The sequence below is a fragment of the Streptomyces sp. NPDC059679 genome (assembly GCF_042734105.1).
In the GTDB taxonomy this organism is placed as follows: Bacteria; Actinomycetota; Actinomycetes; order Streptomycetales; family Streptomycetaceae; genus Streptomyces.
Window position 1 is genome coordinate 1 of record NZ_JBHWES010000075.1, and the last position, 26,117, is coordinate 26,117.

Annotated in this window: 26 protein-coding genes and 4 pseudogenes; 14 read left to right on the plus strand and 16 right to left on the minus strand. The window is 68.3% G+C overall.

The window, feature by feature from the left end; genetic code table 11:
• Positions 1-400, plus strand: a 400-nt coding sequence (locus ACFV2X_RS46315) for an integrase core domain-containing protein (RefSeq protein ID WP_385628149.1), incomplete at its 5' end; no start/stop codon positions are given.
• Between the two features lie 256 nt (positions 401-656).
• On the opposite strand, the gene ACFV2X_RS46320 is transcribed toward ACFV2X_RS46315, so the two are convergent.
• The 3 genes from ACFV2X_RS46320 to ACFV2X_RS46330 all read right to left on the minus strand — a co-directional run bounded on the left by ACFV2X_RS46320 (position 657) and on the right by ACFV2X_RS46330 (position 2,082).
• Entirely contained in the window at positions 657-1,100 is a 444-nt protein-coding gene (locus ACFV2X_RS46320) for a DUF2267 domain-containing protein (protein ID WP_385628152.1), read from the minus strand.
• 53 nt (positions 1,101-1,153) lie between these two features.
• Entirely contained in the window at positions 1,154-1,549 is a 396-nt protein-coding gene (locus tag ACFV2X_RS46325; protein WP_201858700.1) for a DUF2267 domain-containing protein, read from the minus strand.
• A 101-nt stretch (positions 1,550-1,650) separates the two neighbouring features.
• Entirely contained in the window at positions 1,651-2,082 is a 432-nt protein-coding gene (locus ACFV2X_RS46330; protein WP_385628154.1) for an Hsp20/alpha crystallin family protein, read from the minus strand.
• Between the two features lie 128 nt (positions 2,083-2,210).
• On the opposite strand from ACFV2X_RS46330, the gene ACFV2X_RS46335 reads away from it, so the two are divergent.
• Together ACFV2X_RS46335 and ACFV2X_RS46340 are read left to right on the plus strand one after the other, a co-directional pair.
• Complete coding sequence (locus ACFV2X_RS46335; protein WP_385628156.1) at positions 2,211-2,840, plus strand: type III effector protein; 630 nt, start codon at positions 2,211-2,213, stop codon at positions 2,838-2,840.
• 697 nt (positions 2,841-3,537) lie between these two features.
• Entirely contained in the window at positions 3,538-3,864 is a 327-nt protein-coding gene (locus tag ACFV2X_RS46340; protein ID WP_385628159.1) for a helix-turn-helix domain-containing protein, read from the plus strand.
• Positions 3,865-4,027: 163 nt separating this feature from the next.
• Here ACFV2X_RS46340 and ACFV2X_RS46345 read toward each other — a convergent pair.
• Positions 4,028-5,620, minus strand: a pseudogene (locus tag ACFV2X_RS46345) (transposase).
• A gap of 911 nt (positions 5,621-6,531) precedes the next feature.
• Between ACFV2X_RS46345 and ACFV2X_RS46350 the strand changes: the two are divergent.
• Positions 6,532-7,002 (plus strand): annotated as a pseudogene (locus tag ACFV2X_RS46350) (Lrp/AsnC family transcriptional regulator); the annotation flags it as partial.
• A gap of 90 nt (positions 7,003-7,092) precedes the next feature.
• Here ACFV2X_RS46350 and ACFV2X_RS46355 read toward each other — a convergent pair.
• From ACFV2X_RS46355 to ACFV2X_RS46365, 3 genes are all read right to left on the minus strand, one after another.
• Entirely contained in the window at positions 7,093-7,965 is an 873-nt protein-coding gene (locus tag ACFV2X_RS46355; protein ID WP_385628161.1) for an SDR family oxidoreductase, read from the minus strand.
• A gap of 97 nt (positions 7,966-8,062) precedes the next feature.
• Positions 8,063-8,254 carry a hypothetical protein gene (locus ACFV2X_RS46360; protein WP_385628163.1) on the minus strand — a complete coding sequence of 64 codons (192 nt, stop codon included), beginning with the start codon at positions 8,252-8,254 and terminating at the stop codon, positions 8,063-8,065.
• The gene (locus ACFV2X_RS46365) at positions 8,247-8,945 is read right to left on the minus strand and encodes a DsbA family protein (RefSeq protein WP_385628165.1); all 699 of its coding nucleotides are present in this window, start codon (positions 8,943-8,945) and stop codon (positions 8,247-8,249) included. Before ACFV2X_RS46365 ends, ACFV2X_RS46360 begins: the two co-directional genes overlap by 8 nt.
• A 104-nt stretch (positions 8,946-9,049) precedes the next feature.
• Here ACFV2X_RS46365 and ACFV2X_RS46370 point away from each other — a divergent pair, with 104 nt between their 5' ends.
• Genes ACFV2X_RS46370 through ACFV2X_RS46385 form a run of 4 tightly spaced genes read left to right on the plus strand, consistent with a single transcriptional unit; the run spans position 9,050 to position 12,556 of the window.
• Positions 9,050-10,147 (plus strand): integrase core domain-containing protein, encoded by a 1,098-nt coding sequence (locus ACFV2X_RS46370; RefSeq protein WP_385628167.1) that lies wholly within the window; start codon positions 9,050-9,052, stop codon positions 10,145-10,147.
• Between the two features lie 30 nt (positions 10,148-10,177).
• Positions 10,178-10,444, plus strand: a complete 267-nt coding sequence (locus tag ACFV2X_RS46375) for a hypothetical protein (protein ID WP_385628169.1) — start codon at positions 10,178-10,180, stop codon at positions 10,442-10,444.
• A complete protein-coding gene (locus tag ACFV2X_RS46380; protein WP_385628171.1) occupies positions 10,441-11,262 on the plus strand; it encodes an HAD family hydrolase in 822 nt (273 codons plus the stop codon). The genes ACFV2X_RS46375 and ACFV2X_RS46380 overlap by 4 nt, the downstream gene beginning before the upstream one ends.
• A 46-nt stretch (positions 11,263-11,308) precedes the next feature.
• Positions 11,309-12,556 carry an MFS transporter gene (locus tag ACFV2X_RS46385; protein WP_385628174.1) on the plus strand — a complete coding sequence of 416 codons (1,248 nt, stop codon included), beginning with the start codon at positions 11,309-11,311 and terminating at the stop codon, positions 12,554-12,556.
• A gap of 49 nt (positions 12,557-12,605) precedes the next feature.
• Here the strand turns inward: ACFV2X_RS46385 and ACFV2X_RS46390 are convergent.
• From ACFV2X_RS46390 to ACFV2X_RS46405, 4 genes and pseudogenes are all read right to left on the minus strand, one after another.
• Positions 12,606-12,743: pseudogene (locus tag ACFV2X_RS46390) on the minus strand (integrase); the annotation flags it as partial.
• Positions 12,744-12,957: 214 nt separating this feature from the next.
• Positions 12,958-13,131, minus strand: coding sequence for a hypothetical protein (locus ACFV2X_RS46395; RefSeq protein ID WP_385628175.1), 174 nt, complete (start codon positions 13,129-13,131; stop codon positions 12,958-12,960).
• Between the two features lie 197 nt (positions 13,132-13,328).
• Positions 13,329-13,943 (minus strand): hypothetical protein, encoded by a 615-nt coding sequence (locus tag ACFV2X_RS46400; RefSeq protein ID WP_385628177.1) that lies wholly within the window; start codon positions 13,941-13,943, stop codon positions 13,329-13,331.
• Between the two features lie 34 nt (positions 13,944-13,977).
• A complete protein-coding gene (locus ACFV2X_RS46405) occupies positions 13,978-14,415 on the minus strand; it encodes an integrase core domain-containing protein (protein ID WP_385628179.1) in 438 nt (145 codons plus the stop codon).
• Between ACFV2X_RS46405 and ACFV2X_RS46410 the strand changes: the two genes are divergently transcribed.
• The 4 genes from ACFV2X_RS46410 to ACFV2X_RS46425 all read left to right on the plus strand — a co-directional run bounded on the left by ACFV2X_RS46410 (position 14,356) and on the right by ACFV2X_RS46425 (position 19,079).
• A complete protein-coding gene (locus ACFV2X_RS46410; protein ID WP_385628233.1) occupies positions 14,356-14,958 on the plus strand; it encodes a group II intron maturase-specific domain-containing protein in 603 nt (200 codons plus the stop codon). The genes ACFV2X_RS46405 and ACFV2X_RS46410 overlap by 60 nt on opposite strands.
• Positions 14,959-15,316: 358 nt before the next feature.
• Complete coding sequence (locus tag ACFV2X_RS46415; RefSeq protein WP_385628181.1) at positions 15,317-16,825, plus strand: IS1182 family transposase; 1,509 nt, start codon at positions 15,317-15,319, stop codon at positions 16,823-16,825.
• 362 nt (positions 16,826-17,187) lie between these two features.
• A complete protein-coding gene (locus ACFV2X_RS46420) occupies positions 17,188-17,826 on the plus strand; it encodes a trimeric intracellular cation channel family protein (protein ID WP_385628184.1) in 639 nt (212 codons plus the stop codon).
• On the plus strand, positions 17,823-19,079 hold the full coding sequence (locus tag ACFV2X_RS46425; RefSeq protein WP_385628185.1) for a M20 family metallopeptidase: 1,257 nt from the start codon (positions 17,823-17,825) through the stop codon (positions 19,077-19,079). The genes ACFV2X_RS46420 and ACFV2X_RS46425 overlap by 4 nt, the downstream gene beginning before the upstream one ends.
• Before the next feature lie 130 nt (positions 19,080-19,209).
• Here ACFV2X_RS46425 and ACFV2X_RS46430 read toward each other — a convergent pair whose 3' ends face one another.
• From ACFV2X_RS46430 to ACFV2X_RS46440, 3 genes are all read right to left on the minus strand, one after another.
• Positions 19,210-19,335, minus strand: a complete 126-nt coding sequence (locus tag ACFV2X_RS46430) for a hypothetical protein (RefSeq protein WP_385628188.1) — start codon at positions 19,333-19,335, stop codon at positions 19,210-19,212.
• 93 nt (positions 19,336-19,428) lie between these two features.
• Complete coding sequence (locus ACFV2X_RS46435; RefSeq protein WP_385628190.1) at positions 19,429-19,899, minus strand: hypothetical protein; 471 nt, start codon at positions 19,897-19,899, stop codon at positions 19,429-19,431.
• A 286-nt stretch (positions 19,900-20,185) separates the two neighbouring features.
• Positions 20,186-20,881 carry an HD domain-containing protein gene (locus tag ACFV2X_RS46440; RefSeq protein ID WP_385628235.1) on the minus strand — a complete coding sequence of 232 codons (696 nt, stop codon included), beginning with the start codon at positions 20,879-20,881 and terminating at the stop codon, positions 20,186-20,188.
• A gap of 87 nt (positions 20,882-20,968) precedes the next feature.
• Here ACFV2X_RS46440 and ACFV2X_RS46445 point away from each other — a divergent pair, with 87 nt between their 5' ends.
• Positions 20,969-21,532, plus strand: a complete 564-nt coding sequence (locus ACFV2X_RS46445) for an AraC family transcriptional regulator (RefSeq protein WP_385628192.1) — start codon at positions 20,969-20,971, stop codon at positions 21,530-21,532.
• A gap of 48 nt (positions 21,533-21,580) precedes the next feature.
• On the opposite strand, the gene ACFV2X_RS46450 is transcribed toward ACFV2X_RS46445, so the two are convergent.
• Positions 21,581-22,648 carry an integrase core domain-containing protein gene (locus ACFV2X_RS46450; protein ID WP_385628195.1) on the minus strand — a complete coding sequence of 356 codons (1,068 nt, stop codon included), beginning with the start codon at positions 22,646-22,648 and terminating at the stop codon, positions 21,581-21,583.
• Between the two features lie 513 nt (positions 22,649-23,161).
• Here ACFV2X_RS46450 and ACFV2X_RS46455 point away from each other — a divergent pair.
• Positions 23,162-24,342: pseudogene (locus tag ACFV2X_RS46455) on the plus strand (IS701 family transposase).
• Positions 24,343-24,616: 274 nt separating this feature from the next.
• On the opposite strand, the gene ACFV2X_RS46460 reads toward ACFV2X_RS46455, so the two are convergent.
• Positions 24,617-26,116 carry an alpha-N-arabinofuranosidase gene (locus tag ACFV2X_RS46460; RefSeq protein ID WP_385628197.1) on the minus strand — a complete coding sequence of 500 codons (1,500 nt, stop codon included), beginning with the start codon at positions 26,114-26,116 and terminating at the stop codon, positions 24,617-24,619.
• Position 26,117: the final 1 nt, after the last annotated feature.

The window sequence follows — 26,117 nt, forward strand, 5'->3', positions numbered from 1 at the left end:
CGGTGCGTGGGTAACCCAACTCGCCCGCAATCTGCTCATGGACCTCGGAGACAGGGCCGGGTGCTTCCGGTTCCTCATCCGTGACCGGGACAGCAAGTTCACCGCCGCGTTCGACGCCGTCTTCGCCGGCAACGGCACAGCCGTCGTCCCGACGCCGCCGCAAAGCCCTCGGTCAAACGCGTTCGCCGAACGATGGATACGCACAGCCCGTACCGAATGCACCGACCGACTCCTCATCACCGGCGAACGACACCTGCGCACGGTCCTCACCACCTACGCCGAGCACTACAACGCCGGACGATCCCACCGCAACCTCGGCTTGCGAGCACCCGACGACGACCGAACGTCATCCCCCTGCCCGCTGCTACGGTCAGGCGCCGCCAGGTACTTGGCGGACTGATCAACGAGTACCACACCATGCCACCCCCGCTGCCTCGCCATCCACAGGGAACGCCCAGCTCAGCAGCCTGATTGGAATATTGACACCCTTCAGGGCCGTTATCGATCTTGCTCCGACAAAGGACCGTTTATGAGAAACACCGCCCGAGACGGTCATCAATGCACAGCGAAGGCGGAAGTCCCCGATCGCGCGGATCGGGGACTTCGCCAAGGGCCGCCGGAGGGATCCTGTTGCGGCCCCGGGGTGCAGACGCCGTTTACGCGGCGGAGGTGAGTTCGGCGCGGCCGAACAACAGCGCGTGGCCGGTGGGGAGCTGGTGGAGGATGCGGGTGATGAGGTCGGGGCCGACGTGGGCGGCGACGGCCGCGAAGACGGAGCCGGTGTCCCAGCGGGTGGTGGCCAGGGAGGCGCCGGAGCGGGCGGCGAGGTCCTTGACGAAGGCCCATCCGGTCAGCGGCTGGGTGTCGGGGACCTGTGCGGTCAGGACACGTGCGGCTTCCAGGGGCAGGCAGGCGGCCAGGTGGACGCGTTCGTCGCCGGTCAGCTGGCGTCCCAGCCCCGCGAGAACCAGGCGGACGGCTTCCTCGGCTCTCTCGCGGGTGGGGTAGGCGCCTTCGTAGCGGACCTTCTCCAGCATCTGCTCATACGCCGTCGAGTACGGCTGCTGGCGCTCAGCCGGTACGCGCACGTCGGTGATCACTGCGGTGCATGCCTTTCGTGGAGCGGTGCGGGTGTGTGGCACCGAGGTAGGGGTCAGGTGGGCTGGGGGCGGCCGAAGAGGAGGTCGTAGTCGGCGGGGAGCTGGAGCAGGATCTGCCCCAGCAGGTCCTCGCCGGCCGTGTCGGCGACCGTGGACAGCACGGCGCTGACGTCCCAGGTCGCGGTCTGCTCGGTGGCGCCCTCGATCCAGGCTGCGGTCGCCCTCACGAACCGCTCCGGGGGCAGCGGTTCGGCGCTCTGCAGCGGGTTGAGCAGGATCAGGGCGAATTCCTCCGGGAGACGTGCCGCGAGCTGGGCGCGAACCTCGCCGACCAGATGCGCGCCGAGCAGGGCGAGCACCACACGGGCCGCGCGCTCGGCTTCCTCCACAGTGCCGTACTCGCCGCGCTCCTTCACGTGGTCGAGGAACGCTTCGCGTCGCAGAGTCATCTCGCCGCCGCCCCTTCTTGTTCTTCGGCCTGCCCACGGGGTGCGGAGGACGGGGTGAGGGGGAGATCAGATGCCCGTCCTCCGCACCTGTCCGGCCGGTGTCAGCCGGAGATCTCCTTGTGGCCGGTCCCGACGCCGATGGAGATCTTGCGGGGCTTGGCACGCTCGGCGATCGGGATACGCAGGGTCAGCACGCCCGCGTCGTAGTCGGCCTTGATGCGCTCGGTGTCCAGGGTGTCGGCGAGCACGATCTGGCGGGAGAAGACGCCCAGCGGCCGCTCGGACAGCTCCATCTGCACGTCGTCGGCCTTCGCCACCGGCCGGCGCTCCGCCTTGACCGTCAGCATGTTCCGCTCGACGTCGATGTCGATCGCGTCCGCGCTGACGCCGGGAAGGTCGAAGGCCACCACGTACTCGTCACCCTCGCGGTAGGCATCCATCGGCATCGCCGACGGCCTCGACCAGGTGCCCGGGCCCATCAGCTGCTGCGCCAGCCGGTCCAGCTCACGGAACGGGTCAGTGCGCATCAACATCGTGAAAACACCTCCAGCAGGTTCAGGCAGTTACTGCCAATGCGCCTCACTGACACCGTTGTAACATGTCATCCAATGGATGACAAACGCGATGTCGTCTACATGATGACAACCCGAGGGAGGTGCCCGTGACCGCACCCGACCAGCCGGTCTCCACCGACACCGACGCCCACAGCCCGGCGTCGTTCCTCGCCGCCGCGGCGGCCCTGAAAGCCATAGACGACGCCCTGCGCGACGCCCAGCACGAGACCCCCGACACCCTCGGCGCCGGGCCGGCCCCGGAGCAGGCCCTCGCCTCGCTGATGCTGCTGCGGCAGGTACGTGAGCGGCTCGCCGGATGGGAGACCGGCCTGATCGAAACGGCCCGGAACGCGGGCGCCAGTTGGGCCGACCTCGCCTCTCCCCTGGGTGTCGCCAGCCGCCAGGCCGCCGAGCGCCGCTACCTGCGCGGCCGCCCCGGCCCGGCCGGGACCACCGGCGAACAGCGCGTGACGGCCACCCGTCAGGCCCGGGCCGCCGACCGCAACACCGCCACCTGGGCCCGCCGCAATGCGGCCGACCTGCGCCGCCTCGCCGGCCAGATCACCGCCCTCACCGACCTTCCCCCCGCCGCCCGCCGCCCGCTCAATGAGCTGCACGCGGCCCTTGCCCACAACGACCCCGCCGACCTCATCGCCCCCCTGGCCGCCGCCCGCCCCCACCTGGCCGCCGCCCACCCCGACCTCGCCGCCCGGCTCGACGCCCTCACTCCCCCCTGACCCCGCCCGGTGCCCCGCAACAGCCCAGTCGGCCTCCGCCCCCGGGTGAACCCCCGATTGCCCTCGAAGTCCGGCGGCAGATCGTCCTCCGGGTTACGCCACCGGTTCGCCCCCGGCACCCAGATCTCCCGCCGACGCAGCGCATCCCGCCAGCTGACCAGCACACACAGCTAGTAGAGGATGGCCAGCTTCCTCGTCCGCGCCTCGTGGGTTCGCGCCGGGCATCACTCATGCAGGTGCGTTTGCGGCAGAAGTACACGCATCGAACCTGAAGAAAATCTGTCGCGGTCACAGTAGACATTGGCTCGTCGCAGGGTTATTTTTTCCGTGTACCCAGGAAGTCGAGAAGGGCACGGCAGAGATGAACTGCCGCGCATGCAGGTCAAGCAGGACGCCCCACGGGGGCTGCGAGCAGTACCCGCGTTATCCAGCAGTACGACCGTGTAGCCGAAGGTAAAGGAGCAGACGCCATCAGGATCGCCCGGGCGAGGAAGAAGTCCGCCCGGGTACCGCAGGCCTCGGATTGGAAGGTGGTCCCCGGTCACGCATCCGCGATCCCCGCAGCCCCGCCCTCCCAGGCGGAACCTGCGGACAAAGAAGGCCGGCGCAGTTCGCCGGTAGATGGTGTTGAAAGCTCGGGGCCCGGGTGCCGTACGGCACCCGGGCCCCCCGACGTGTCCCCTGGAAGAAGAGGTCTATGCCCCCTGCCAGTTCCCGTCCCGTCGACAATCTCGACGATGACGACTACCCCGCCTACACCATGGGCCGGGCCGCCGAGATGCTCGGCACCACCCCCGCCTTCCTCCGCGCCCTCGGCGAACACCTCATGGTCACCCCGCTGCGCTCCGAAGGTGGCCACCGCCGCTACTCCCGCTACCAGCTGCGCATCGCCGCCCGAGCCCGCGAACTCGTCGACCAGGGCACCCCCATAGAAGCCGCCTGCCGCATCGTCATCCTCGAAGACCAGCTCGAAGAAGCCCGGCGCATCAACGAGCACCTGCGCACCCAAGGCCGCGAGTCGTAGTCGAAGAACTCAGCCTGAATCAGCACGCCGATCCTGGGGGCAACACCGGCCAGCGGACGATGCTGCCGTCACCGGCCGCGGCCTTTCAGGCGGCCTGACCGAAGCCGGCCGCGGCCGGGTCCGCCTCGCGCAGCGGGGCGAAGTCCACGTCCAGCTTCGGGTCTTACGCCTCGGGCTGGATGCCGAGTTCGTGCGTGCTGTACTCGCCGAACCGGTTGATGTGCTCGGTCAAGTACGGCGAGATGCGCGCCAGGTCCTCCGGATCGATCGTCCAGACCTCCTCCAGCAGCTGGCGGACGATCTCGGCGATGTCCAGGGCATTGTGAAAAATGACCGCGTTCGTGAGCAGAGCGTTGAATTTCATTGCCTTCTCCTGCTCGACCGGGTCGTTGTCGGCGATGACGCCGCGGTTGCCGAAGCCGACCCACTGGGAGAACCGGTTGAACGACTCGACTTTGTTCGTCGCCGCGGTAACCCGCCTGCGCAGCGGCGCGTCGGAGAGGTAGCGCAGCAGTTGCACGGTGCGGATCACGCGGCCGACCTCGCGGAACGCGGCGTACGTGGCGTTCTTCTTGGAGCCCGACCGCAGCCGCTTCAGCAGCGTGGAGGAGGAGATCGCCCCCTCGCGCACCGAGACGGCCACCCGCATCAGGTGCCGGAACTGCGATTCGATCAGGTCCCAGTCGATCACGTTCCTTCCCGGCTCTCCGAACAGGGCGTCGATGTGCACGTACTCGCTCTGCTTGCTGGGCCGGTAGAACGTCGAGTCCTTCCAGTTACGGATGCGGGGCATCAGGTCGAAGCCCAGCAGGTGGGCCAGCGCGAACACCGGGAAGCTCTGGCCCTGGGTGTCGGCGTGCACCGTGGTGGGCTTCACCTCGGACGTGTTCTTCAGCAGGCCCTCGATGATGTAGACCGGCTCCCACACCCCGCACGGGATGAAGTGCGTGAACAGCGCGATGTAGGTGTCGGGGATGTGGTGGTAGGCGATCCCGCCCGGCTTGCCGTATCAGACGCTCGTCTCAGCGAGCAGGTTGTCGAGGTAGGTGTCCATGTGGGTGCCGTCCGCGGCGACCGCGGTGCCGTCGCCCCATGCCTGAGAGATGTCCAGCTGGGCATGGGCGTTGACCAGGTCGGCGACCGCCTCGTTCAGCAGCACGATGGAGAAGTGCCGGTTCGCCGTGTACGACAGCTCGTGCCCGCTCACGCCGGGGATGTGCTGGGCGGCCTCGTACGGGCCCATGTTCGTGCCTTTCACGAACGTCGTGATCACGTAGCGGCCGAACGGGTCGGCCAGCTTCGGCTCGTTGCCGGAGGCTGGCCCGAAGTGGCGCCACCACTCCACCCAGTACGCCGTGCGGGCCAGGATGCCCATCAGGGAACGCTCCGGCATCCTGGCCTTGATCTCTTCCTCCAGCCGCTTGGCCGAGGGCCGCTGACCCTCCGAGCGGTGCGGCTTGAGCGACGGGATGCCCGTCTCCGGGTCGATGATCAGGCCCTCGTTGTCCGGGTATCCGGCGTCCGCCGCCGCGGCGGCATCCCGCAGCTTGTCCTCCAGCTGCCGGCGGAAGAATCCGGCGTCGAACTCGGCCGTCTCGCCCTCCTCGCAGAGGCCGACCTCCACCAGGTAGGCGCCCAGCTTCTCCTGCACGGCCTCCCACTCCAGCAGCTGCTTGGACCAGTCGGCGTACTCCTCGGAGCCGACCACCGCGACGTCGCCGGTGCGCAGTTCCTCGGCGAGGGGTGTGAAGACCATGGCTCGAAGTGCTTGCGCACGAACTGCCCCGGGCGTGTCTTGTCGCACGCGGCCTTGCGCCAGTTCTGGGTGGCGAAGGAGATGTCCACCTCTTGGCCCATCTCGTCGAAGGCGGTGATGTACTCGCCGCGGGCCGCCTGGTGCCGCCGGGCGTGCGCGAGCGCGTCCAGCACCCGCCCGTCCTCGCTGGTGGCGGTGAACTCCAACTTCTCCGCGAGGTCGAACATCACCGCCCGGTCCCGGCCGATCTGCCCGTACAGCAGCACCTCCCAGAAGTTGCCGTGATGGGCGGAGACCTTCTCGATCTGCTCGTACTGCTTGTCGAACCCGCCGAACTCCTCCACGGTCTGGGTGACCGCGCTTAAGCCCCTGGCCTGCACCACCAGGGCCTTCGCCAGGGCGAGCAGAGCCGGGGAGACCTCCCCATCCAGCCGCTGGGCCACCTCATCGAGGGATGCCGCCTCGTCCAGGCCGTCCAGCGCCTGCCGGGTCTCGGCGGTCATGGCCGCGGCCTTGACCAGCGCGGCCTGGGCCGGGCCGTCGGCGTCGATGTCCTTCAGCACCGTGCGGCAGTTACCGATCAGGGCCTCGACGATCTCCCGCTCGGCCAGCCGGATCTCCTCCAGCTCCTGCTTCGCCTTCTTGACCTTCGTCGCCACCCGCTTGCAGAACATCGTCGCCAGGTCGTCACGGACCCGCATCCGCGCCTTGTGCACCAGGCACGCCACCAGCGCGAGGCGCTTGACGGGCCGGTAGTCCCGCAGCTCCGCCACGTCGGCGGCATCCGCCTCCCCGGCGAAGTCGGTGACCTTCCCAGCGGGCACCCCGTCCATCCACACGTCCGTGTCGCCGAGCCCGTCCACCCACTCCAGCCGCTTGGTCAAGTTCTTGAAGTGCGACCAGCTCGGCCCCTGCGCGGGCCTCTTCAGCCGGTTGAACAACGTGGTGCCGTCGCCGTCGCGACCGAGCTGCAGCTCGACGGCCGTCTGACCGTCACCGACCTGGCCGCCCGGGTGCAGCTCAGCGTCTCGCCCTGCCACCGCCGGCTGCGCGACCTCGAACGTGAAGGGGCGATCCGCGGCTACCGCGCGATCGTCGACCCCGCCGCCGTCGGCCTGAACTTCGAAGCCGTCGTCTTTGCCACCCTGCGCTGGGAAGACCCCGACACCGTCAGCACCTTCGAAGAAGCCGTGGCCGCCGTCCCCCACGTGCTACAGGCGCAACGCCCCTTTGGCGAGCCCGACTACCTCCTCCGCGTCGCCACCACCGATCTGGCCGCGTTCCAGCAGCTCTACGACCAGAAGCTCGCCCGCCTTCCCGGCGTCCAGCGCCTGACCTCCACCATCGTCATGAAGAACGTCGTCCAGGACAGGCCGCTGCCCGAAGGACTGGACGAGGACGACGACGGCCGCGAGGACTGCGCGGGTCCGCACAGTGCCCCGGGCCCGCGTCGTACGCGGTGGCGGGGCCTGTCAGAGGCCGAGGACCTCGTTGAGGCCGTCGGTGAGGGTGGCGGGGGTGTGGCCGAGGAGGGTGGCGAGGTCGGGGGTGACGATGTCGTAGCGGCCTTCGCGCATGTCGGTGACGAACGCGGACAGGACGTTCACCCCGGGCTCGGGGACGCCAGCGGCGCGGAGACTGTCCTCGAAGGCGCAGGGGTCGGGGCTGGTGAAGGGGACGGTCTTGCCGGTCTGCCGGGACAGGGCGTCGGCAATGTCCTTGAAGGTCACGGACTCGGGTGCGGTGAGGTGGTACGTCGCGTTCGTGGGCCGGTCCTTCAGGAGGACGTTGGCGGCGGCCTCGCCCATCTCCCGGCGCAGCGCGAAGGGGACCTTGCCATCGCCGGCGGGGAGGTGGATGCCATGGTCGAGGAGGGCGGGGCCGCTGAAGACGGGCAGGACGTCGAGGTACATGGTGTTGCGCAGGATGGTGTAGCCCAGGCCGCTGTTCTTGAGGTGGTCCTCGGTGCGGAAGTGCGCCAGGAGCATGGGGCCCATGGGGGAGGTGTCGGCGTCCTTGACCGCGGTGCCGGTGTAGACGAGGTGCCCGACCCCGGCGCGCTGGGCGGCGTCGATGACATTGACGTGCTGCTCGAAGAGGCGGCCGTGGTCGTTGGAGGAGACCAGCAGCACCTTGGCGACGTCGTGCAGCGCCGCGCGCAGCGCGTCGGTGTCGTCGTAGGAGGCGACGCGGATCTCGGCGCCCTTCTCCTTGAGCGCGGTGGCCTTGGCCGGGTCTCGGACGAGGGCGACGACCTGGCCGGGCGCGGCCTTGGTGAGGAGGTGGTCGATGGCCGCGGTGCCGAGCTGTCCGCTCGCGCCGGTGACGAAGATCTTGCCGCTCATGCTGGTTGTGGCTCCTTGCCGTGAGGGGTTGCGTGGGTGGCTGCCCTGGGCGGGCCGGGCAGCGGATGAAGGAGTGCCGGTGGCGCCCCGGGGGGCGTCAGCCGCTGTTCGGGAGGCCGGCCATTTCTCCGTCGGAGGGGGCGGCGGCGCTGGCGCTCTCGCCCGGGGCGGTGCCAGACGCCGGGGTGGTCGGGACGACGCAGAAGCCGGTGGCCGGGTCGCACAGGCCCTCGGCCTCGCCGTGGAGGAACGTCACGAGCGCGGGTGCGACGGGTGTGGGGTCAGCCATGGATCTGCTCCCATGCCTGGTCGAGGGCGGCCGTGTACTGAGCGGTGCTGACGGCGCCGGGGATGCCGAGGCGCTCGCCGAGCACGGTGAAGGGGACGCCGGTGGCGCCCAGGCGCACGGCCTGGTCGTGGTCGGCGCGTACCGCGTCGGCGTAGCGGTTGGTGGCCAGCACCTCGCGGACGGCGTCGGCGGGGATGCCGAGGTCTTCGCCGAGCCGGACCAGGGTGTCGGGGGCGAAGGCGGCGTCGTCGCCGCTGAAGACCTCCGCCTGCATGGCGCGCAAGTAGTCGAAGGCGACACCGTGCTCGTTGCCGAGGTGGACCAGGCGCAGCATGTCGAGGGTGTTGCTCGCCGGGCGGTTGACCTCGTAGCGCAGGCCCTCGGCTGCGGCCTTGTCGGCCATGCCCTGTTCCATCGCGCGGGCCTGCGCGGGGGCCGCCCCGTACTTGCCCGCCAGGTACTCCAGCGTCGGCACGACGGTGGCCGGGGCCTGCGGGTCGAGCTGGAAGGTGTGCACCCTCAGCTCGATGTGCTCGGCGTGCGGGGACATCTCGATCGCCCGGCTCAGGCGCGCCTCGCCCAGGTAGCACCAGGGGCAGAGCACGTCCGCCCAGACGTCGACCGTCAGGCGAGTGGGGGTCGGGGTTGTGGTCGGTTCCAGGTAGGGGCCTGTCCTTGCCAGAAACCTCATCCGCCCTGGTAGGGGCCGATGCATCAGGTTTCCCGAAATCTGGTCGCGGTCGTCTGAGCCGGCGCTCTCGCGCAGCTGCTGTCAGCGCGTCAGAATGATCGATCGTGCTGCTGCGACTGGCTTACCTGGGTGTGACGAACGCGTTCGCGATGCTTCGCCTGCTGCCGATGACCGACCGGGACAAGGACGCCGAGATCCTCGCCGTGCGCCACCAGATCACCGTGCTGGAACGCCAACTCGGCAAGGACAAGATCCGGCTCACGCCGAGCGATCGGGCCTTTCTGACGGCGCTGCTTCACCGGCTGCCACTGCACGTCCTGCGACAGTTACGGCTGCTCGTCCGCCCCGACACGGTGCTGCGTTGGCACCGCAACCTCGTCGCGCGCCGCCATGCCACCTCCTGCCCACCCAAACGCCCGGGACGACCACGCACCATGCGCTCCATCCGCACTCTGGTGCTACGCCTGGCGAAGGAGAACCCGGGCTGGGGGTACCGGCGCCTGCACGGCCAGCTGCTCGTGCTGGGCGTGAAGGTGGGCGCGTCCACCGTCCGGGAAATCCTGAAGGAGGCCGGCATCAACCCAGCACCCCAGCGGAACTCCAGTACCTGGGCCACCTTCCTTCGCTCCCAGGCTGATGCCCTGCTGGCCTGCGACTTCATGGAAACAGTCACCCTGTCGGGGGTACGGATGTACGTGCTCGTGGTAATCGAACACAGCAGTCGCCGGATCCGCGTCCTGGGTGCGACCGCGCATCCGATCGCCTCCTGGGTAGCGCAAGCGGCGAAAAACCTCGTCATGGACCTCGAAGACCTCGGCTGCCGCGCACGGTTCATGATCAGGGACAGGGACAGGAAGTTCCCCGAACTGTTCGATGCCATCCTCAAGGACGCAGGAATCGACGTCGTGCTCAGCGGCATCCAGATCCCACGAATGAACTCGATCACGGAGCGCTGGATACAGACCTGTCGCCGCGAGCTCCTGGACCGGACATTGATCTGGAACCAACGACATCTCCTCGCCGCCCTGCGCGAGTACGAGCAGTTCTACAACGGACACCGACCACACCAAGGCATCGCGAACGCCAGACCGCTACACCCCTTGCCCCCAGCCATCGACAACCCGGACACGTTAGCCCGCCTCGACATACGCCGACACGATCGCCTCGGCGGCATCCTCCATGAATACCGACATGCAGCGTGACCTGCACGGATGAGATTTCCGGCAAGGGCAGTGTCGAAGGTTCACTTTCTCGGGCAAGCCGATGCGGCCCACTACCCGTTCCATGCGGACGCCATCACGCTGGACGGCACACGGTCGGACAAGGTGCAAGTCGTCCCGTCCAGCGGCGTGACACCGCGCGGCTACGGCAAGACGTTCGGGAGGCGTGCCGCCCGGTCGTTCTCCCTCGGATCCGCGCTCGCGCAAGCCGGGGACGACGGCCCGGTCTCGTCGGTGGTGCTGGCCACGTTCCTGCGCGTGCTCGTGGAGCCGACGTGATAGGGCGGCCGCGCCTGGTGGCGCTCGACATCGACGGCACGCTCCCGGCCTGGACCGAGGGCGAGGAGGAGACGGCCGAGCCGGCCGGCAGCAGGATCCTCAAGGTGCTGCGCGCCGCCCTGGACTCCGGTGCCCACGTCGTGCTCTGCTCCGGCCGCTCACCTCAGGGAATGACCCGCGTGGCCGACCGGCTCAACCTGTACGGCCAGAACGGCGAGCGGATGTGGATAGTGGCGAGCAACGGCGCGATGCTCTGCCGCTACGCACCGCTGGAGATCGTGCGCCAAGAGACGTTCGATGCGGGACCTGCCGTGCGGGCCTTCCTCGGCCAGTGCCCGTCGGCTCTGGTCGCGGTCGAGGACCAGGGCATCGGCTACCGCCTCACCGCGCCGTTTCCTGCGGGCGAACTGCCCGGCGAGATGATCCTAGCCGGCCTCGACGACCTCCTCGCCCAACCGGCCAGCCGGGTGATCGTCCGCGACCCCGCGGCGTCCTCTGAGCACTTCGCCCGATTGGCAGCCGAACTGGACCTGCCGGGTGCCGGCCATGCCGTCGGCTGGTCGGCGTGGCTGGACCTCACACCGGCCGACGTCTCGAAGGCGTCCGGTCTGCGCCACGTCTGTGCCGAACTCGGCGTGAGCGGTGCGGATGTGCTCGCTGTCGGCGATGGGCGCTCCGACATCGAGATGCTGCGGTTCGCCGGCCGCGGCGTCGCGGTGGCGCAGGCTCCCCAGGACGTCCGCGATGCCGCCGACGCGGTCACCGCGGCGGCGGAGGACGACGGCGTGGTACTCGAGTTGGAGCGGTGGTTCGACTGATCAGCGCGGCCGAACGGCCGACGCCCTGTAAGGAAAAGGAGTTGAGGTGACACGGGCAGCAATGGAAGTCGGCTCGACACGAAGTGGCCGCAGGAGTTGGCCGTTGCTGGCGGCGGTGGCGATCGACTCACTGGGCACGGGCCTGTATCTGCCACTGTCGTTGCTGTACTTCCTCAAGGTCACGGACCTGAGCCTGGCGACGATCGGTCTGCTCGTCAGCGTGGCCACCGCGGTGACTCTGCCGGTGCCGATCGCCATCGGACGGCTGGTCGACCGGCTCGGGCCGCGGCCGATGGTGGCCGGCGGCCAGGCGCTCCAAGGACTCGGCTTCCTGATCTACCTGACAGTCTCCGGCGCGAGTTCGCTGGTGGTCGCCGTCCTGGTGGCGACGGCCGGCTTACGGGTCTACTGGTCGTCGGTCTTCACACTCATCGCCGACCAGGCGGACGCCGAGGGGGCGGACGCCAAGGACCACTGGTTCGCCTGGACCGGGATGATTCGGGAAGTGGGCTCCGGCGGTGGGGCGCTGCTCGCGGGCGCCCTGCTCACCATCGACTCCGCGCGCGTCTACGACGCGCTGCTTCTCGGCAGCGCACTGGCGTTCCTCGCCGCCTCGCTGGTGGTCGTCTTCGCCGTGCCGCCCGTCCCGCACGCCCTGCCGCCGGCCGAAGGCCACTCCGGCCTCCGCGCGCTGCTGCGGGACCGGCCCTACCTGGCGCTGATCGGGACCTGCACGATCTTCGCCATGTGTAGCACGTTCCTGGCCCTGTCCCTGCCTGTCTACGTCGTTCAGGGCCTGTCCGGGCCGCGCTGGGCGCCCGGGCCCCTGCTGGCCGTGAACACAATGCTGTTGGCGACCTGTACAGCAGCCGTCACCCGCTTCGTCCGCCGCCGCTGCACCCGCGCCCGAGCGATGGCGTGGGGCGGCTGGCTGTGGGCACTGTGGTGCGCCGCGTCCGCGGCGGCCGTCCTGATGCCGTCCGGGGCGCTGGTCCCGTTCCTGGCGGTCGTGGTGGTGTGCTTCTCGGTCGCGGACATGACCTACGGGCCCGCGTCGAACGCGCTCGCCGCAGATGCGACACCGGCCGGGTCGCGAGGCACGTACCTGGCGGCGTTCCAGTACTCCTTTGCCTGCTCAAGCATCGTCGCACCCAGTCTGTTCGGCCTGCTCTTCAGCCAGAATCGGCTGCTTCCCTGGCTCGCCGTGGGCCTCCTCGCCACGCTGGGCTCGGCGCTGATGCTGCGACTGGAGCGCCGACTGCCGCAGACACCTACCGATGCCAACGCCACCTGATCACCGACGGGCATGACACTGCGCTTGCCGAATACCTCGTCCGTGCAGGTCACGCGGCATGTCTGTATTCGTGGAGGATGCCGCCAAGGCGGTCGTGGCGTCGTATGTCGAGGTGGCTTAGCTTGTCCGGATCGTCGATTGGTGTCGGCAGTGGGTGTAGCGGTCGGGCGTTCGCGATGCTGTGGGGCTCGGTTATTCATCGCTGCTGGTCAAACGTCCCTGAAGGGTGTCTTTATTGCCGTATGGTCGTTGACCTGCGGCTTTGTGATCGTCCACGTATGGGAATGATCAGTAAATGTGGGCCTGTGGCTGCTCTACCTGATCTTCTGCCGACTGCTGGGCTGCCTTCTTTCGCTGGGCCGGTCGACCGTCGCGAACAACGCCGGGATCCTTGCCCTTCGTCATGGGGTAGCTCTGCTCCCCGGGCCGACGGCCCGCCGGGGCCCCGGCGGCAGCGCCTCGCGTACCAGGCGCCGATGGACGCTGTGCTTCTTCGACAAGGCCCGGATCGACAGCTGCTGTTGCCAGATGTCCCGGCGGATCCGGTCGAACAGCTCCTGCTTGGACAAGGACATCCACAGCACCCACCCTCGGCGGACCACATCCACCGTCCCACCGCAATACCACAGGTGGGGCCTTCGCCTCGCCATTACCCCTCAGTGCCTCCGAACGCCCCCGGATGGGGCCAGTTGGAGTCGCCTCGGTGGGGCCGCTGACGGACGCCCTAGCCATGCCAGGGCGGCGAGCGAGGTAAACCTCGGCTGATGCGGCACTAAATCGCTGCGGCAACGACGTCGCCGTCCGGCAGCCGCACCTCAACGATGTGCCCGAGCAGGTCCGCGTAGGAGGCGAAGACCGGGGCCAATGATTCCCGGAGGGGGCGGCCCGCGATGTCGTCGTCGATCAGATCTTCCATCGCGAATTCGAAGATCCGCCGGTCATTCGGGTTTTCGAGGTCGATGGCCAGGCAGGACCGGTCGGTGCTGAACCACTGCCCGATCAGATAGACGTGCGCCTGATCGAAGAGGAGCTCCCGGATCTCCTCGTTAATGTATCCGGGACTGATCGCGTAGTACTCCTCGCCCGGCGTCTCGCGCGGTGAGCCGTTGAACCGGAAGGCGTCGATCCGAAGACGTGAGTGGGGCTCGATGGCAGCGAGGGTCGATCGCGACACGCGGAACCAGGTCGGCAGCGTGACCTGATCGATCGCCTCGTAGTGGTCCAACAGGGCGTCTTCCTCCCGGGCAAACCGTAGCGATGGAAACCGGCCGACGAACTGCCATAGCGCTGCCTTGTCTTCGTGGGGCAACTCGGAGTCCTCAATCCAGGAGGTGGCAGCGGCGGCGTCACCAGTGATGCGGTGCTGTTCCTCGTCGAGATCGATCACCCTGCTTTCCTATCAGATGGATTACGCGGACGGTTTACCGAACAGTCGCACCTGCTGCACCGGACTCAGCGGTCGGCCTGAAGGGTGTCATTAATCCGATCAGGCTGCTGAGCTGGGCGTTCTCTGTCGATGGTGAGGCGGTCGGGGCGGCGTGGTGCTCGTTGAGCAGTCCACCGAGCACCTGTCGGCGCCTGACTGTGCCGGCAGGCAGGGGGATGATGTTCGGGTCGTCGTCTGGGGCTCGTAGGTCCAGGCTGCGGTGGGGCCGTCTGGCGTTGTAGTGCTGGGCATACGTGGTAACGGTGCGCAGATGTCGTTCGCCGGTGATGAGGAGGCGATCGGTGCACTCGGCGCGGGCTGTGCGTATCCATCGTTCGGCGAACCCGTTTGACCGTGGGCTTTCGACGCCTGGCTGACCCAGTCCTACCCGGGCATCCAGTTCGAACGCTATGCCGACGACGCGGTCGTGCACTGCGTCAGCGAGCGCCAGGCCCGCGAGGTTCTGGCGGCGCTAGGGAGCAGGATGGAAGAGGTCGGGCTACGACTGCATCCCGACAAAACCCGGATCGTGTACTGCAAGGACGGCAAGCGGCGCGGCTCGTACGAGTACACGTCGTTCACCTTCCTCGGCTTCACGTTCCAGGCCCGCAAGGCGCGGAGCAGGTACGGCGTGAACTTCACCAACTTCCTGCCCGCGATCAGCAAGGACGCCCTGAAGAAGATCGGCAGTGAAGTCCGCTCCTGGCGACTTCACATGCGGATGCACCTCACCTTCTTCGAGCTCGCACGGCGGATCAATCCGATCGTGCGCGGCTGGATGCAGTACTACGGCGCGTACTACCGCTCCGCACTGCACCACCTCCTGCGGCGCATCAACGCCTACCTGATGCGATGGATCCGCAAGAAGTACCGACGGCTCCGGAAGTTCAAGAAGGCCCACGCGTGCTGGAAACGGGTCACCCGCCAGCACCCCAGGCACTTCGCCCACTGGGCATGGACACCGGGCTTCTGGTGATCAGGATGACAAGAGCGGAGTGACGAGAGATCGTCACGCTCCGTTCTGTGGGAGCCCGGGGGTGAGATTCCCCCGGGCGACCCGACCACTGAGCTTGACTCTGTCGGTGATCTTGGAGTTTTGCGGTGCGGCAGCATGGTCAACGGGCATGCTCGGGTAGTTCCGATGGCCGATGCAGTTGTCGAGGCGCCCGTGGTCCCTCCGCCCACGTTCCGGTGAGCAGGTCCCGTCTCTGACTGCGCAGGTCGCGCGGGCGAGCAACCCGGGCGGCACGACGGCGATATGGGTGAGAGACCGGCTGGACGGGCTGTGAAGGCTCGCCTGCTCAACTGGCCACCGTCTGTGTGCTGCAGTCTGTGTGCTGCAGTTCCTGCTCGGCCTGTCGGACCGGCAGGCCGCCGAGGCGGTCCGCTGCCGCATCGACTTCAAGTACGCGATGGCCATGGAGCTGGATGACCCCGGGTTCCATCACAGCGTGCTGGCCGCTTTCCGCGATCGTCTCGCCGAAGGCGACCGTGCTGACCGCCTCCTCGACCTCGCGCTAGCGCGCCTCAAGGAGGCCGGCCTAGTGCACGAGTGCACCACCCAGCGCACCGACTCCACCCATGTCCTGTCCGCGGTGCGTGACCTGACCCGCCTGGAGCTGATCACCGAGGCGGTCCGCGCCGCACTGGAAGAGGTCGCCGGTATCTCCCCTCACCTGCTGGACGAGCTGGTCGATGAGGGCTGGGGGCGCCGCTACGGCCGACCGGTCCGCCTGGGCAAGAACCCCACCAAGCCCAAGACCAGGATCCTTGCCACTGGAAACGACGCCGTCCGGCTCCTGGAACACCTCTACCGGCACGGAGCAGACCGCGCGTCCGGCCCTCGTATCCAGGCCCTGCGCCAGATCATGGTGCAGAACTACCACCGTGACGCCGCAGGCCACCTGCGCTGGCGCACTGCCGAGAAGGAAGGCGGACCCGGGCTGCCGCCCTCGTCCCGGGCGGTCGTCTCTCCCTACGACACCTCGGCCCGCTACGCACGGCACGGACACATCATCAGCTGGAAGGGATTCTCCGCTCACCTGACCGAGACCTGTGCTCCCGACGGCCCCAACGTGATCACGGACGTGGCCACCACCGCGGCCAGCACCCACGACAGCAAGGTCCTGCCCGGCATCCACACCCGCCTCTCCCGCCGCGGACTCCTGCCCGCCGAGCACCTGGTCGACGCCGGCTACACCTCCCTGCCCCACCTGGAACAAGCCACCCGTGAACACCAGGTCACCGTCTCTGGACCGCTGCGGAGCAACCCCACCCGTCAGCGCCGCCGGGACGAGGGCTTCGCCCGGGACGACTTCCACATCGACTACAACCGTCAGCAGGTCACCTGCCCCCAGGGCCAGGTCAGCCAAGGCTGGCACGGCCCCTACCCGACCTCCTCCCCCACAGCGGCCCCGCTGATCGTGGCCAGGTTCACCAAAAGCCAGTGCCAGCCCTGCCCGGCGCGCACCCAATGCACCACCTCCCGCGAAAACACCCGCACCGTGGGCTTTCCCCCACGAGAACTCCGCGACCTGCAACTTCGCGTCCGCACCGAGCAACAGACACCCGAGTGGAAGACCCGCTACGCGGTCCGCTCCGGAGTGGAAGGCACGGTCAACGAGTTCGCCCACGGATATGGCATGCGACGCTGCCGCTACCGAGGACAGGGAAAGGCCCACATCCAGCACGTCCTGACGGCCATCGCCGTCAACATCGAGCGCCTCAGCGGACTGCCACCAACCGAAGAAGCCCCCACGCCCCGCCGACCGACTGCCTTCCAGAACTACCTCGACCAGCGCGAGATACCCCAGCCGAAGTCCTGGCGAACCCTGGGCGGCTGACCTCTGCGGCACCAAGATCCCCGACAGAGTCGAGCTGCCGGTCCGAACTGCGGCACCCGCATTTCGTTGGTTCGCTTTTCTTTCCGTGTGAGGGGGCTTTGGCTCCTGCGTGATCTGGGCGGCGACGTGGACGATGGCGACGGCATCGGGGAGCGGGTCACACGATGGCCCTGCGGGTGATTTTCGGTTGGTGGGGCCCGGCGGCCGCTGGGCTGACGGTCACTGGGGTGGACCGTAAGTAGGCTCTCCCTATGTCCTTGATGTCCGTAATGTCGTCTTCTTCGGTGTCTGCTGGGATTGCTGTTGCGACGCGTTGTCTGGACCTTGCCGGCGTCTTCTCGTGCGCGGTGCTGGGTGGTGCCGTGGCCCGTACGGCCGGCTTGGACCTGTTCGGGTTCCTGGTGGTCGGCATCATCTCCGGTCTGGGCGGAGGCGTGATGCGGGACGTGCTGCTGCAGCACGGCACCCCGGTCGCTCTGACCGACTACGCCTACCTGCTGACCTCCGTCGCCGGTACCGTGGTCGCTTTCCTCATCCTGGTCAGTGAACAGCACTGGAGCCGGCTGTTCACCGTGCTCGACGCCGCGGTGATCGGGTTCTGGGCGGTGGCGGGCGCGAACAAGACGCTGGCGGTCGGCCTGGGCTGGCTCCCGGCCGTCCTGCTGGGCACCCTTACCGCCGTCGGCGGCGGCGCCCTGCGCGATGTCATCCTCGGCCGGACGCCCGCGGTGTTCGGCGGCAACGGCCTGTACGCCACCGTCGCCCTGGCCGTCGCCGCGGTCACAGTGCTCTGCTCGTACCTCGGCATTCCCCGGGTCGGCATCGGCCTGGGCATCGCCATGGCCCTGGTCTTCCGGCTCACCGCCGTGCACTACGGCTGGAACCTGCCCAGCGGCCTGGACTGGCAGCCTCAATCCAAACTGGCCTCGTTGACGCGACGCCGCTTCCGTTCCGACCCCCGCCGCGGAGGAAAGTCCCGCTCGCGCAAGGAGTCTTCATGACCGACCCTGCCCACCCTGTGCTGGCCGGCCTCCACGGCATCCGCTCCGACCTCGAGGACCTCTACAAGGACCTGCACAGACACCCCGAACTCGGCCTGCGGGAGCACCGCACGGCAAAGAAGGCCTCCGACGCCTTGCGGGGCTGCGGCTACGAGGTCACCGACGGCATCGGCGGCACCGGCGTGATCGGGATTGTGGCCAACGGCGAGGGCCCGATCGTCATGGCCCGCGCCGACATGGACGCCCTCCCGGTCCGCGAGCAGACCGGCCTGCCCTACGCCTCCACCACCACCGTGACCGGCGACAGCGGCACCGAGCAGCCAGTGGCACACGCCTGCGGTCACGATATGCACGTGACCTGCCTGATCGGCTGCGCACGGCTGATGGCCCAGGCCAAGGATGCCTGGCGAGGCACCTTCGTGGCGCTCTTCCAGCCCTCGGAGGAGAACGGCGACGGCGCCGACGCCATGATCAACGACGGTCTGACGTCCAAGGCGCCCCGACCCGACGTGGTACTCGCCCAACACGTCCTGCCCTATCCGGCCGGCTACGTCGGCACCCGCTCCGGACCGTTCCTGTCGGCCGCTGACAGCCTGCGCATCACCGTCCACGGCCGGGGCGCGCACGGCTCCATGCCCCAGGCCGCAGTCGACCCCGTGGTGATGGCGGCGATGATCGTCGTGCGCCTGCAGACCATCGTCTCCCGGGAACTGGCCGCCACCACCCCCGCCGTCGTCACCGTGGGCAGCATCCATGCCGGCACCGGCCCCAACGTCATCCCCGACAGCGCCGTCATCCAGCTCAACGTCCGCACCTACGACGACGCCTCGCGCACCCAAGTCCTGCACGCGATCGAGCGGATCGTCATGGCCGAGTGCGAGGCGTCCCGGTCGCCGAAGGCACCCGAGATCGAGAAAACCGCCACCTTCCCGCCCACAGTCAACGACGAGACCCCGACCCGGCGCGTCGCCGAGGCGTTCGCCGCCCACTTCGGCGACGACGCGCACACCATCGACCTGCAGACCGCCAGCGAGGACATGAGTGAAATCCCCAAAGCATTCGGCGCGCCGTTCACCTACTGGGGCATCGGCGGCATCGACCCCGACCTGTACGCCCAGGCCGCCGAGAACGGCACCATCGCCCAGGACATTCCGGTCAACCACAGCCCCACCTTCGCTCCCATCACCCAGCCGACCCTGGATACCGGCGTTAGCGCCCTGACCGTCGCAGCGCTCGCCTGGCTCAGCACGTGACAGCGGTTCCGCAACCGCCCAGCAGCCAGGGTTGTCCCAGCTCTCAGAAACGGTCTGACACGCGAACGGGCCGACGTGGCGGTCCCCGCGGCCCGGGGTGAGGTATCGGATCGGGCAGCGGGGCGCTGGGTTACTCGGCCGGTGTGCAGGTGATCGGCCCGTTAGGGCAGCCCGCGGCCACGGTCGGCAGCGCCGCTTTCTCCGCCGCGTCCACGGTCAGCCCGTACCGGGCCTTGGCCGAGGTCCACTCGGCCACGTAGCGGCAGTGAGCGGCCTGGGCCGCAGGCAGCCACTCTGCCGGATCCCGGTCGGACTTCGACCCGTTGGAGCGCCCGGTGACCGCGCCCGGTCATGGCGCGCCCACCGCAGGGGTGCTGGCGTCAGAGGCGGTGATGAAGCGGATGGCGTCCGCGAGGCAGATGGGCACGGTGAACGGCATCGCCCGGTCGCCCGGCACGTCGGCGAGTTCCTGCGCGAACTCTCCCTTGGAGACGGGGGTCCCCGCTGCGAGCTCTCCGTCCGTTCCGGTAACGGTCCGGCCGGCCTTCGGGACAAACAGCTCCCCGAATGCCAGAGCGGGATCGTCCGCTTGGACGACCTGCTCCCAGCGCTTCTTGGATCGTGGTGCGCAGCGCAGGAACGCCGCCCGCAGGGCGGTGATGCTGTTCTCCGGCCACAGGGCCGGCTCCAGCGTCCGAGGCGCCGCGGCCAGGTGCAGCGCGCCGGGCGAACCCCAGCGGCGGGGGAGCTCCCGCAGTGACTGAAGCCGTGCCGGTTCCGGCTCCCCGGGCGCCACGTCCGTGTCGGTGATCAGCGCCACCCGCCGCCCCAGGCAGATGCCGTCAACGGGCGCCAGGAGTACTCGCAGATAGACCTAGAACCCGACACCATCCACGATCACGCGGGTGGTGCCGAAGAACCGTTCCACCGCTTCGAACGCCTCCCGCGCCGTCGGCGCGCTGGCGGCAAGGATACGCTCGGCCGGAGCGGGCAACAGCAGAAGCTCGGGTCGTGATCGCGGCTCGGGCAGACCGGCGAGCCCCGGACCGGGCAGTGGTCCGGAGCGGAGATGACCTACAAGTTCTGGCCGTGGCACCGACGTTGCCTCAGATGGAATCCCCCGGCCGAGGAATTCTTTCGAGCCAGGAGATGTCTTGCCGATCACGCAAACTCAGACCGCGCCCCACCGGGACACGAAACTCATGTCGAACCCGTGAACGGAACGGTAGAAATAGTCCGCGGCCGACAGATGCGGCGCCTTGACGGCGCGGTTGCGCTCTGCCTGTTCGACGAATCAGTCGGCCGATGGCCGTGTTGATGTCCAGCCGCGGGAACGCTTCATTGATCACAGCGGCCTGATCGTCGGAGACGAAGCCGGACTCGTAGCCGAGGTCGGCCCCGGTGCCGGCGCTCGCGAGGTCGCAGACGATACTGCGGCGTTGCGTGATGCCAGGGCTGGTGTGGAGCGCGATCGCGTGCCAGACGACGTCCCTCACCTCGGACGGAACCCCATGGCGGGCGAGGAATTCCGCGGCCATGTCGGCACCGGCGACCTCGAAACGGTCCGGCCGGGCCTCGCCCTGGTCCGACAGGCCGAGGTCATGCAGTACCGCCGCGAAGAACAGCGCGTCGTCGTCGTAATCGACGTCCCGGCCCAGTCGGCGGAATTCGGCGACCTTGAGAGCGAAGAAATAGCTACGGAGGCTGTGATGCGCGATGGAGGGGGCCTCGATCTCAAGGACATGCTCGACGACGGCTTGGCGGGGGGCGAGGAGGCGAGGTCCGGAAGGGACAGCCCTGATGCGTTACTGATGGTCATGCAGCCACAGTGGCTGACCCTGGCAGGGTCGACGACTGGCAGGACTGCCATTCGGCGATAGATTCTTGACATGACGAGTCATCGCGTCTCGCTCCTCGCTCTCGACGGGGTGCTCTCCTTCGAACTCGGTATGCCGCTCACGATCCTTCAGTCCCTGGGTGCCCCCTACTCGGTGTCCGTGGTGACACCCACCGAGTCGGGTGTCACCACAGATAACGGACTGCGGCTCTCCTCGGCGGGTTCGCTGGCGGAGTTGACGACAGCGGACACCGTTGTTGTCCCCGCCTACGCGTTCGAACGCGGCATCCCGGAGGACGTCGCCGAGGCGCTGCGCACCTGCCACGAGCGGTCCAAGCGGGTGGTCTCACTCTGTGTGGGCGCCTTCGCGCTCGCCCAGTCCGGCCTCCTCACGGGAAGAAGGGCGACGACCCACTGGATCCAGATCGAGCGCCTCGCCCGGGGCCACCCCGACATCACCGTCGACCGCAACGTGCTCTTCGTCGACGAGGGGACCGTGCTCACCTCCGCCGGCACCTCCGCCGGAATCGACCTCTGTCTGCACCTGGTCCGCGAGGACTTCGGAGCGGCCATCGCCAACCAGGCCGCGCGCAACGCGGTTGCCGCACCTCCGTAGCGCTTCAGAATGGCTTCACTGGTTGCGAGCTGGAATGTTTCCTTATGGTCAGCTGGCTCGGTGGTACTCGTTGATGAGGCCTGCGACGGCTTGTCGGCGTTTGATCCGGGCTGCGGGCAGGGGGATGACGTTCGGATTGTCGCTGGGCGCGAGCTGGCCTCGCCCTTGGTGGGGTCGGTGGCTGTTGAAGTGGTGTGCGTAGTCGTGGAGGATCTTCTCGGCGTGGCCACGGTCGAAGAGCAGGACACGGTCGGTGCACTCTTCCCGTGCTGAGCGGATGAAACGTTCTGCGTGTGGGTTGCAGTTGGGGCTGTGTGGAGGGATCTTGGCCACGGTGATGTCCTCGCTGGCGAACACGGTGTCGAAGGTGGCGGTGAACTTCGCGTCCCGGTCACGGATGATGTGAGTGAATTCGGCGGCCCGATCCCCGAGTTGCCACAGAAACTGCCGGGCCTGCTGAGTGGCCCATGCGGCGGTTGGGTGGGCGGTGACTCCGAGGATGTGGACGGTGCGGGTGCGCACTTCCATGATGAATAGCGTGTAGAGCCGCTGCAGGCTGATGGTGTCGCCATGGAAGAGATCGGTGGCGAGCAGGCCGTTGGCCTGGGCTTTGAGGAAGGCAGCCCACTCACCGGGCGCCGGCTGGCGGCGCGGCGCGGGACCGAGATCAGCGGCACGCAGCACACGCCTGACGGTGGCGGGGCTGACCTTGTGCCCGAGGCGGTGCAGTTCGCCGTGTACGCGTCGGAATCCCCATCGGGGGTTCTCGGTGCCGAGCCGGATGATCAGGTTGCGGATCTCCTCCGGCAGGGGCGGTCGCCCGGTAGACGGCGGCTGCGTCCACTTCTGATTCACCAGACGCCGGTGCCAGGCCAGCAGGGTGCGCGGTGAGACGTTCCGGTGTTCGCGCAGGGCGCGGGGGAGCAGTCGGGTCAGGACGGCGAGCAGTGCACGGTCCGGCCAGCCGGGCTTGGGCGGGGCGACCTGCCGACGTAGAACCGCGAGCTCGTGTCGAAGGATCAGTATCTCCGCGCTCTTGGCCGCAGAAGATCGAGACATCAGGAACAGCCACGCGAAGATTCGCGTGCCGATGAGGTAGACAAGTCGAACGAGCACGAGGACTGATCATGCCGGGTACCTGCTGGTCAGGTGCGTTGCCTCAGGTCAGGCCCGGTGAAGCCATTTTGGAGCGCTACGGGGTCCGCTGGAAAGAGACTCGCCGACCCTGTGCTCTGTGCCGGTGTGCCTCATGGCCTTGCCCGCGGTGTGCGGGCCAGGGGGCTCAAGGGTCTGCTGCCGCTCCCATCGCGGCTGTCGTACCCGGGTTGGGCAGCCGGCTCCTGCCGTACCGCCCCAGCCGAGCCCGCCCGCAGACTGTGCTACCAAGACGGTCTGCTCGACGGCCGCAGACTCCGAAGTCCCGGCGGCAGGTGCCGAGGGTCGCCGCGACCGGCTGCCGGGAGACTTTGGCGCCGTTGATATCGCCGCCGAAGCGCGCGCTCCCGCGTAGCGGCCACTCCGTGACAGAACTGTGCCAACACGAAGGCTTAGTAGTGCTTTGTTAGGTGGTCTTGTCGTGCTGGGTGTGTGGTAGTTCGCTGGCTGTATGAGGGCCGGGGAGCTTGCCGCGTGTCGGGTTCGGCTGGAGGGTTCGCCTCCGAGGTGTTCGCGCCGCTGGTGCGGCGGGATCAGCGTGAGAAGGGCGCCTTCTATTTGCGGGGCTGCTGCTGGACGGCCGGCGTAAGTCGATGCAGCCGATGGCAGAGCCACTGGGCATCGATCACCAGCAACTGCAGCAGTTCATGACGTCCTCGACCTGGCCTGTCGGGGACGTCCGGGTCCGCTTGGCATGGAGGGCTGTGCGGGTGGTCCGTCCGCAGGTGTGGGTGGTGGACGACACCGGCTTCCCCAAGGACGGTGTCTCCTCTCCAGGGGTGGCCCGCCAGTATTCGGGGACTCTGGGCAAGGTCGGCAACTGCCAGATCGGGGTCAGTGTCCACGCTGCTTCCGACACGGCCTCGTGCCCGCTGTCCTGGCGGCTGTTCCTGCCTGCCTCGTGGGACGGGCCCGATGCGGTCGACCGCAGAAAACGCTGTCGGATCCCCGTTACCGAGCACCACCAGCCCAAATGGCAACTGGCTCCGGAGATGCTCGACGAGCTGGGCGGCCAGGGCCTGAGGCCGGCCGCCCTGGTCGCCGATACCGGCTACGGCGCGAACGCCGGCTTCCGCCGCGGGCTGGAAGACCGCGGCCTTGCCTACGTGCTCCAGGCCAAGGCCGGGATGACCGCCCACGAGGACACCGAACCGCACCAGCCTGCCTACGGAGGGCTCGGCCCCAGGCCGCTGCTGCGTTACCGCACCTCCCCGGTGTCCTTACGTGACCACGTGATGGCTGCCGGGCGCCACCACGGCCGGACCCTGACCTGGCGCAAGGGCTCCAAAGCCGCGATGAGCTCGCATTTCGTGTTCCTTCGTGTCCGCCTCGCCGGCCGACGCCCCCGACCCGCCACTGACGGCACGATCCCCCTGGTCTGGCTGATCGCCCAGTGGCCCGAAGACGAGATGGAGCCGGTCAAGTACTGGATCTCGAACCTGCCCGCCGACATCCCCGCCCGTGATCTGGTCCGGCTGGCGAAGTCCCGGTGGCGGATCGAACACGACTACCGCGAACTGAAGACCGCCCTGGGCCTGGACCACTTCGAAGGCCGCTCCTTCACCGGCTGGCACCGACACGTCACCCTCGTCACCGCAGCCCACCTGTTCCTGACCGAACAGCGGACCTGCCCAAAAGCCCCTGCCAGGGCCTGACCCTCTACCAGGCCCTGGACCTCCTCCAACACCTCATCGCCACCCGGAACGGAACCTGCCCCACCTGCCGACAACCCACCCCATGGCAGCCCTACGACACGACCGGCTGATGCCGTTCTCGCGGCTCAGACGGGACAGAGGAGAGCATCCTCCCAGCGGTCCCCGGCCACTCGGGCCCGTGCTTGGGGATCCGGCCGCCTTACGGCAGTGCGGTGGTGCGGGTGGCGGGCCGGCGCTGGGCAGAACCAGGCCCGCCGTCATGTCGTCGCGGTACTCAGCCCAGCGCGATTGCGGTCCACGACACCGGCGGCAGCTCGATGCTGAGCAGCCCGTCGGACAGGATCGCGCTCGGGTTCGCGTGCGGGGTCACGCGGTTCTGCTCGGTGAGTGTGTTCTTCGCATACGCATCCGGGTCGGCGAGTGTGACCGCCTCCAGAACCCGCGAGGAGCCAAGGCTGCGCACATCGACCGTGACCTGAGTGGCCTGCGTAAGCCCGCGGTTGACGAGGAAGACCGCGGCCCGGTCCTCGTCGACGGTCGCGACGGCGTCGACGGCAGACGCCTCGCCATGGCGTTCCGTCGTGTAGGTCGGCGCCTCGACAACGGGCCGGATCACCTCACCGGCGGCAAGCCGGCTGGTGATCGAGAACGGGTAGAAGGTCGTCTGCCGCCAGGCAGGGCCGCCGGGCTCGGTCATGATCGGCGCGATCACGTTGACCAGTTGCGCGAGCGAGGCCGAGGTGACGCGGTCGCTGTGCTTGAGCAGCGTCATCAGCAGGTTGCCGACGACGACGGCGTCCGCCACCGAGTAGACGTCCTCCAGCTGCCGGGGGGCGTGCCGCCACTCGTCGTTGACCTCGTCGGACTCATGGAACTCCTTTTGGTACCAGACGTTCCACTCGTCGAACGAGATGTTGATCTTCTTCTTGGAGCGCTTCTTGTAGCCCACGTGGTCGGCGGTCGCGACGACGGTGTCGATGAAGTAGTCCATGTCGGTCGCCGAGGCGAGGAAGGAGCCGAGGTCGCCGTCGAGCTCCTGGTAGTAGGCGTGGCAGGAGACGTAGTCGACGTGGTCGTAGGTGTGCTCGAGCACCGTGCGCTCCCAGTCGCCGAAGGTCGGCATCCAGGAGCCGGAGGAGCCGCAGACCACGAGTTCGAGGTCCTTGTCGGCCATCTTCATCGCGCCGGCGGTACGGGCGGCGAGCTTGCCGTAGTCGTCGGCCGTCATGAAGCCGGTCTGCCAGGGTCCGTCCATCTCGTTGCCGAGGCACCACATGCGCACGTTGTGCGGGTCCGGCGTGCCGTTGGCGACACGCAGGTCCGACAGCGCCGTACCGGAGGGGTGGTTGGCGTACTCGAGCAGGTCCAGGGCGGGCTGGATGCCCCGCGTGCCGAGGTTCACCGCGAGCATCAGTTCGGAGTCGGTGAGCTTGAGCCAGCGGGCGAACTCGTCCAGGCCGACCTGGTTCGACTCCAGCGAGTGCCAGGCGAGGTCGCGGCGCACCGGGCGCTTGTCGCGGGGGCCGACCGAGTCCTCCCAGCGGAAGCCGGAGACGAAGTTGCCGCCCGGGTAGCGGATGGTCGTGCTGCCGAGCTCCCTGACGAGCGCGACGACGTCCATACGGAACCCTTCGTCGTTCGCGCTCGGGTGTTCCGGCTCGTAGAGCCCGGTGTACACGCAACGGCCGAGGTGTTCGACGAACGAGCCGAAGGTGCGGCGTCGGACAGGAGCGATGACGGCCTGCTTGTCGAGAACGATGTGGGCGCGGGGCAAT

Excerpts from the sequence above, each read along its gene's own strand:
- ACFV2X_RS46325 (WP_201858700.1), bottom strand. The coding sequence starts at position 1,549 with ATGACTCTGCGACGCGAAGCGTTCCTCGACCACGTGAAGGAGCGCGGC.
- ACFV2X_RS46330 (WP_385628154.1), bottom strand. The coding sequence starts at position 2,082 with ATGTTGATGCGCACTGACCCGTTCCGTGAGCTGGACCGGCTGGCGCAG.
- ACFV2X_RS46340 (WP_385628159.1), top strand. The coding sequence starts at position 3,538 with ATGCCCCCTGCCAGTTCCCGTCCCGTCGACAATCTCGACGATGACGAC.
- ACFV2X_RS46355 (WP_385628161.1), bottom strand. The coding sequence starts at position 7,965 with ATGAGCGGCAAGATCTTCGTCACCGGCGCGAGCGGACAGCTCGGCACC.
- ACFV2X_RS46360 (WP_385628163.1), bottom strand. The coding sequence starts at position 8,254 with ATGGCTGACCCCACACCCGTCGCACCCGCGCTCGTGACGTTCCTCCAC.
- ACFV2X_RS46365 (WP_385628165.1), bottom strand. The coding sequence starts at position 8,945 with ATGAGGTTTCTGGCAAGGACAGGCCCCTACCTGGAACCGACCACAACC.
- ACFV2X_RS46395 (WP_385628175.1), bottom strand. The coding sequence starts at position 13,131 with ATGTCCTTGTCCAAGCAGGAGCTGTTCGACCGGATCCGCCGGGACATC.
- ACFV2X_RS46425 (WP_385628185.1), top strand. The coding sequence starts at position 17,823 with ATGACCGACCCTGCCCACCCTGTGCTGGCCGGCCTCCACGGCATCCGC.
- ACFV2X_RS46445 (WP_385628192.1), top strand. The coding sequence starts at position 20,969 with ATGACGAGTCATCGCGTCTCGCTCCTCGCTCTCGACGGGGTGCTCTCC.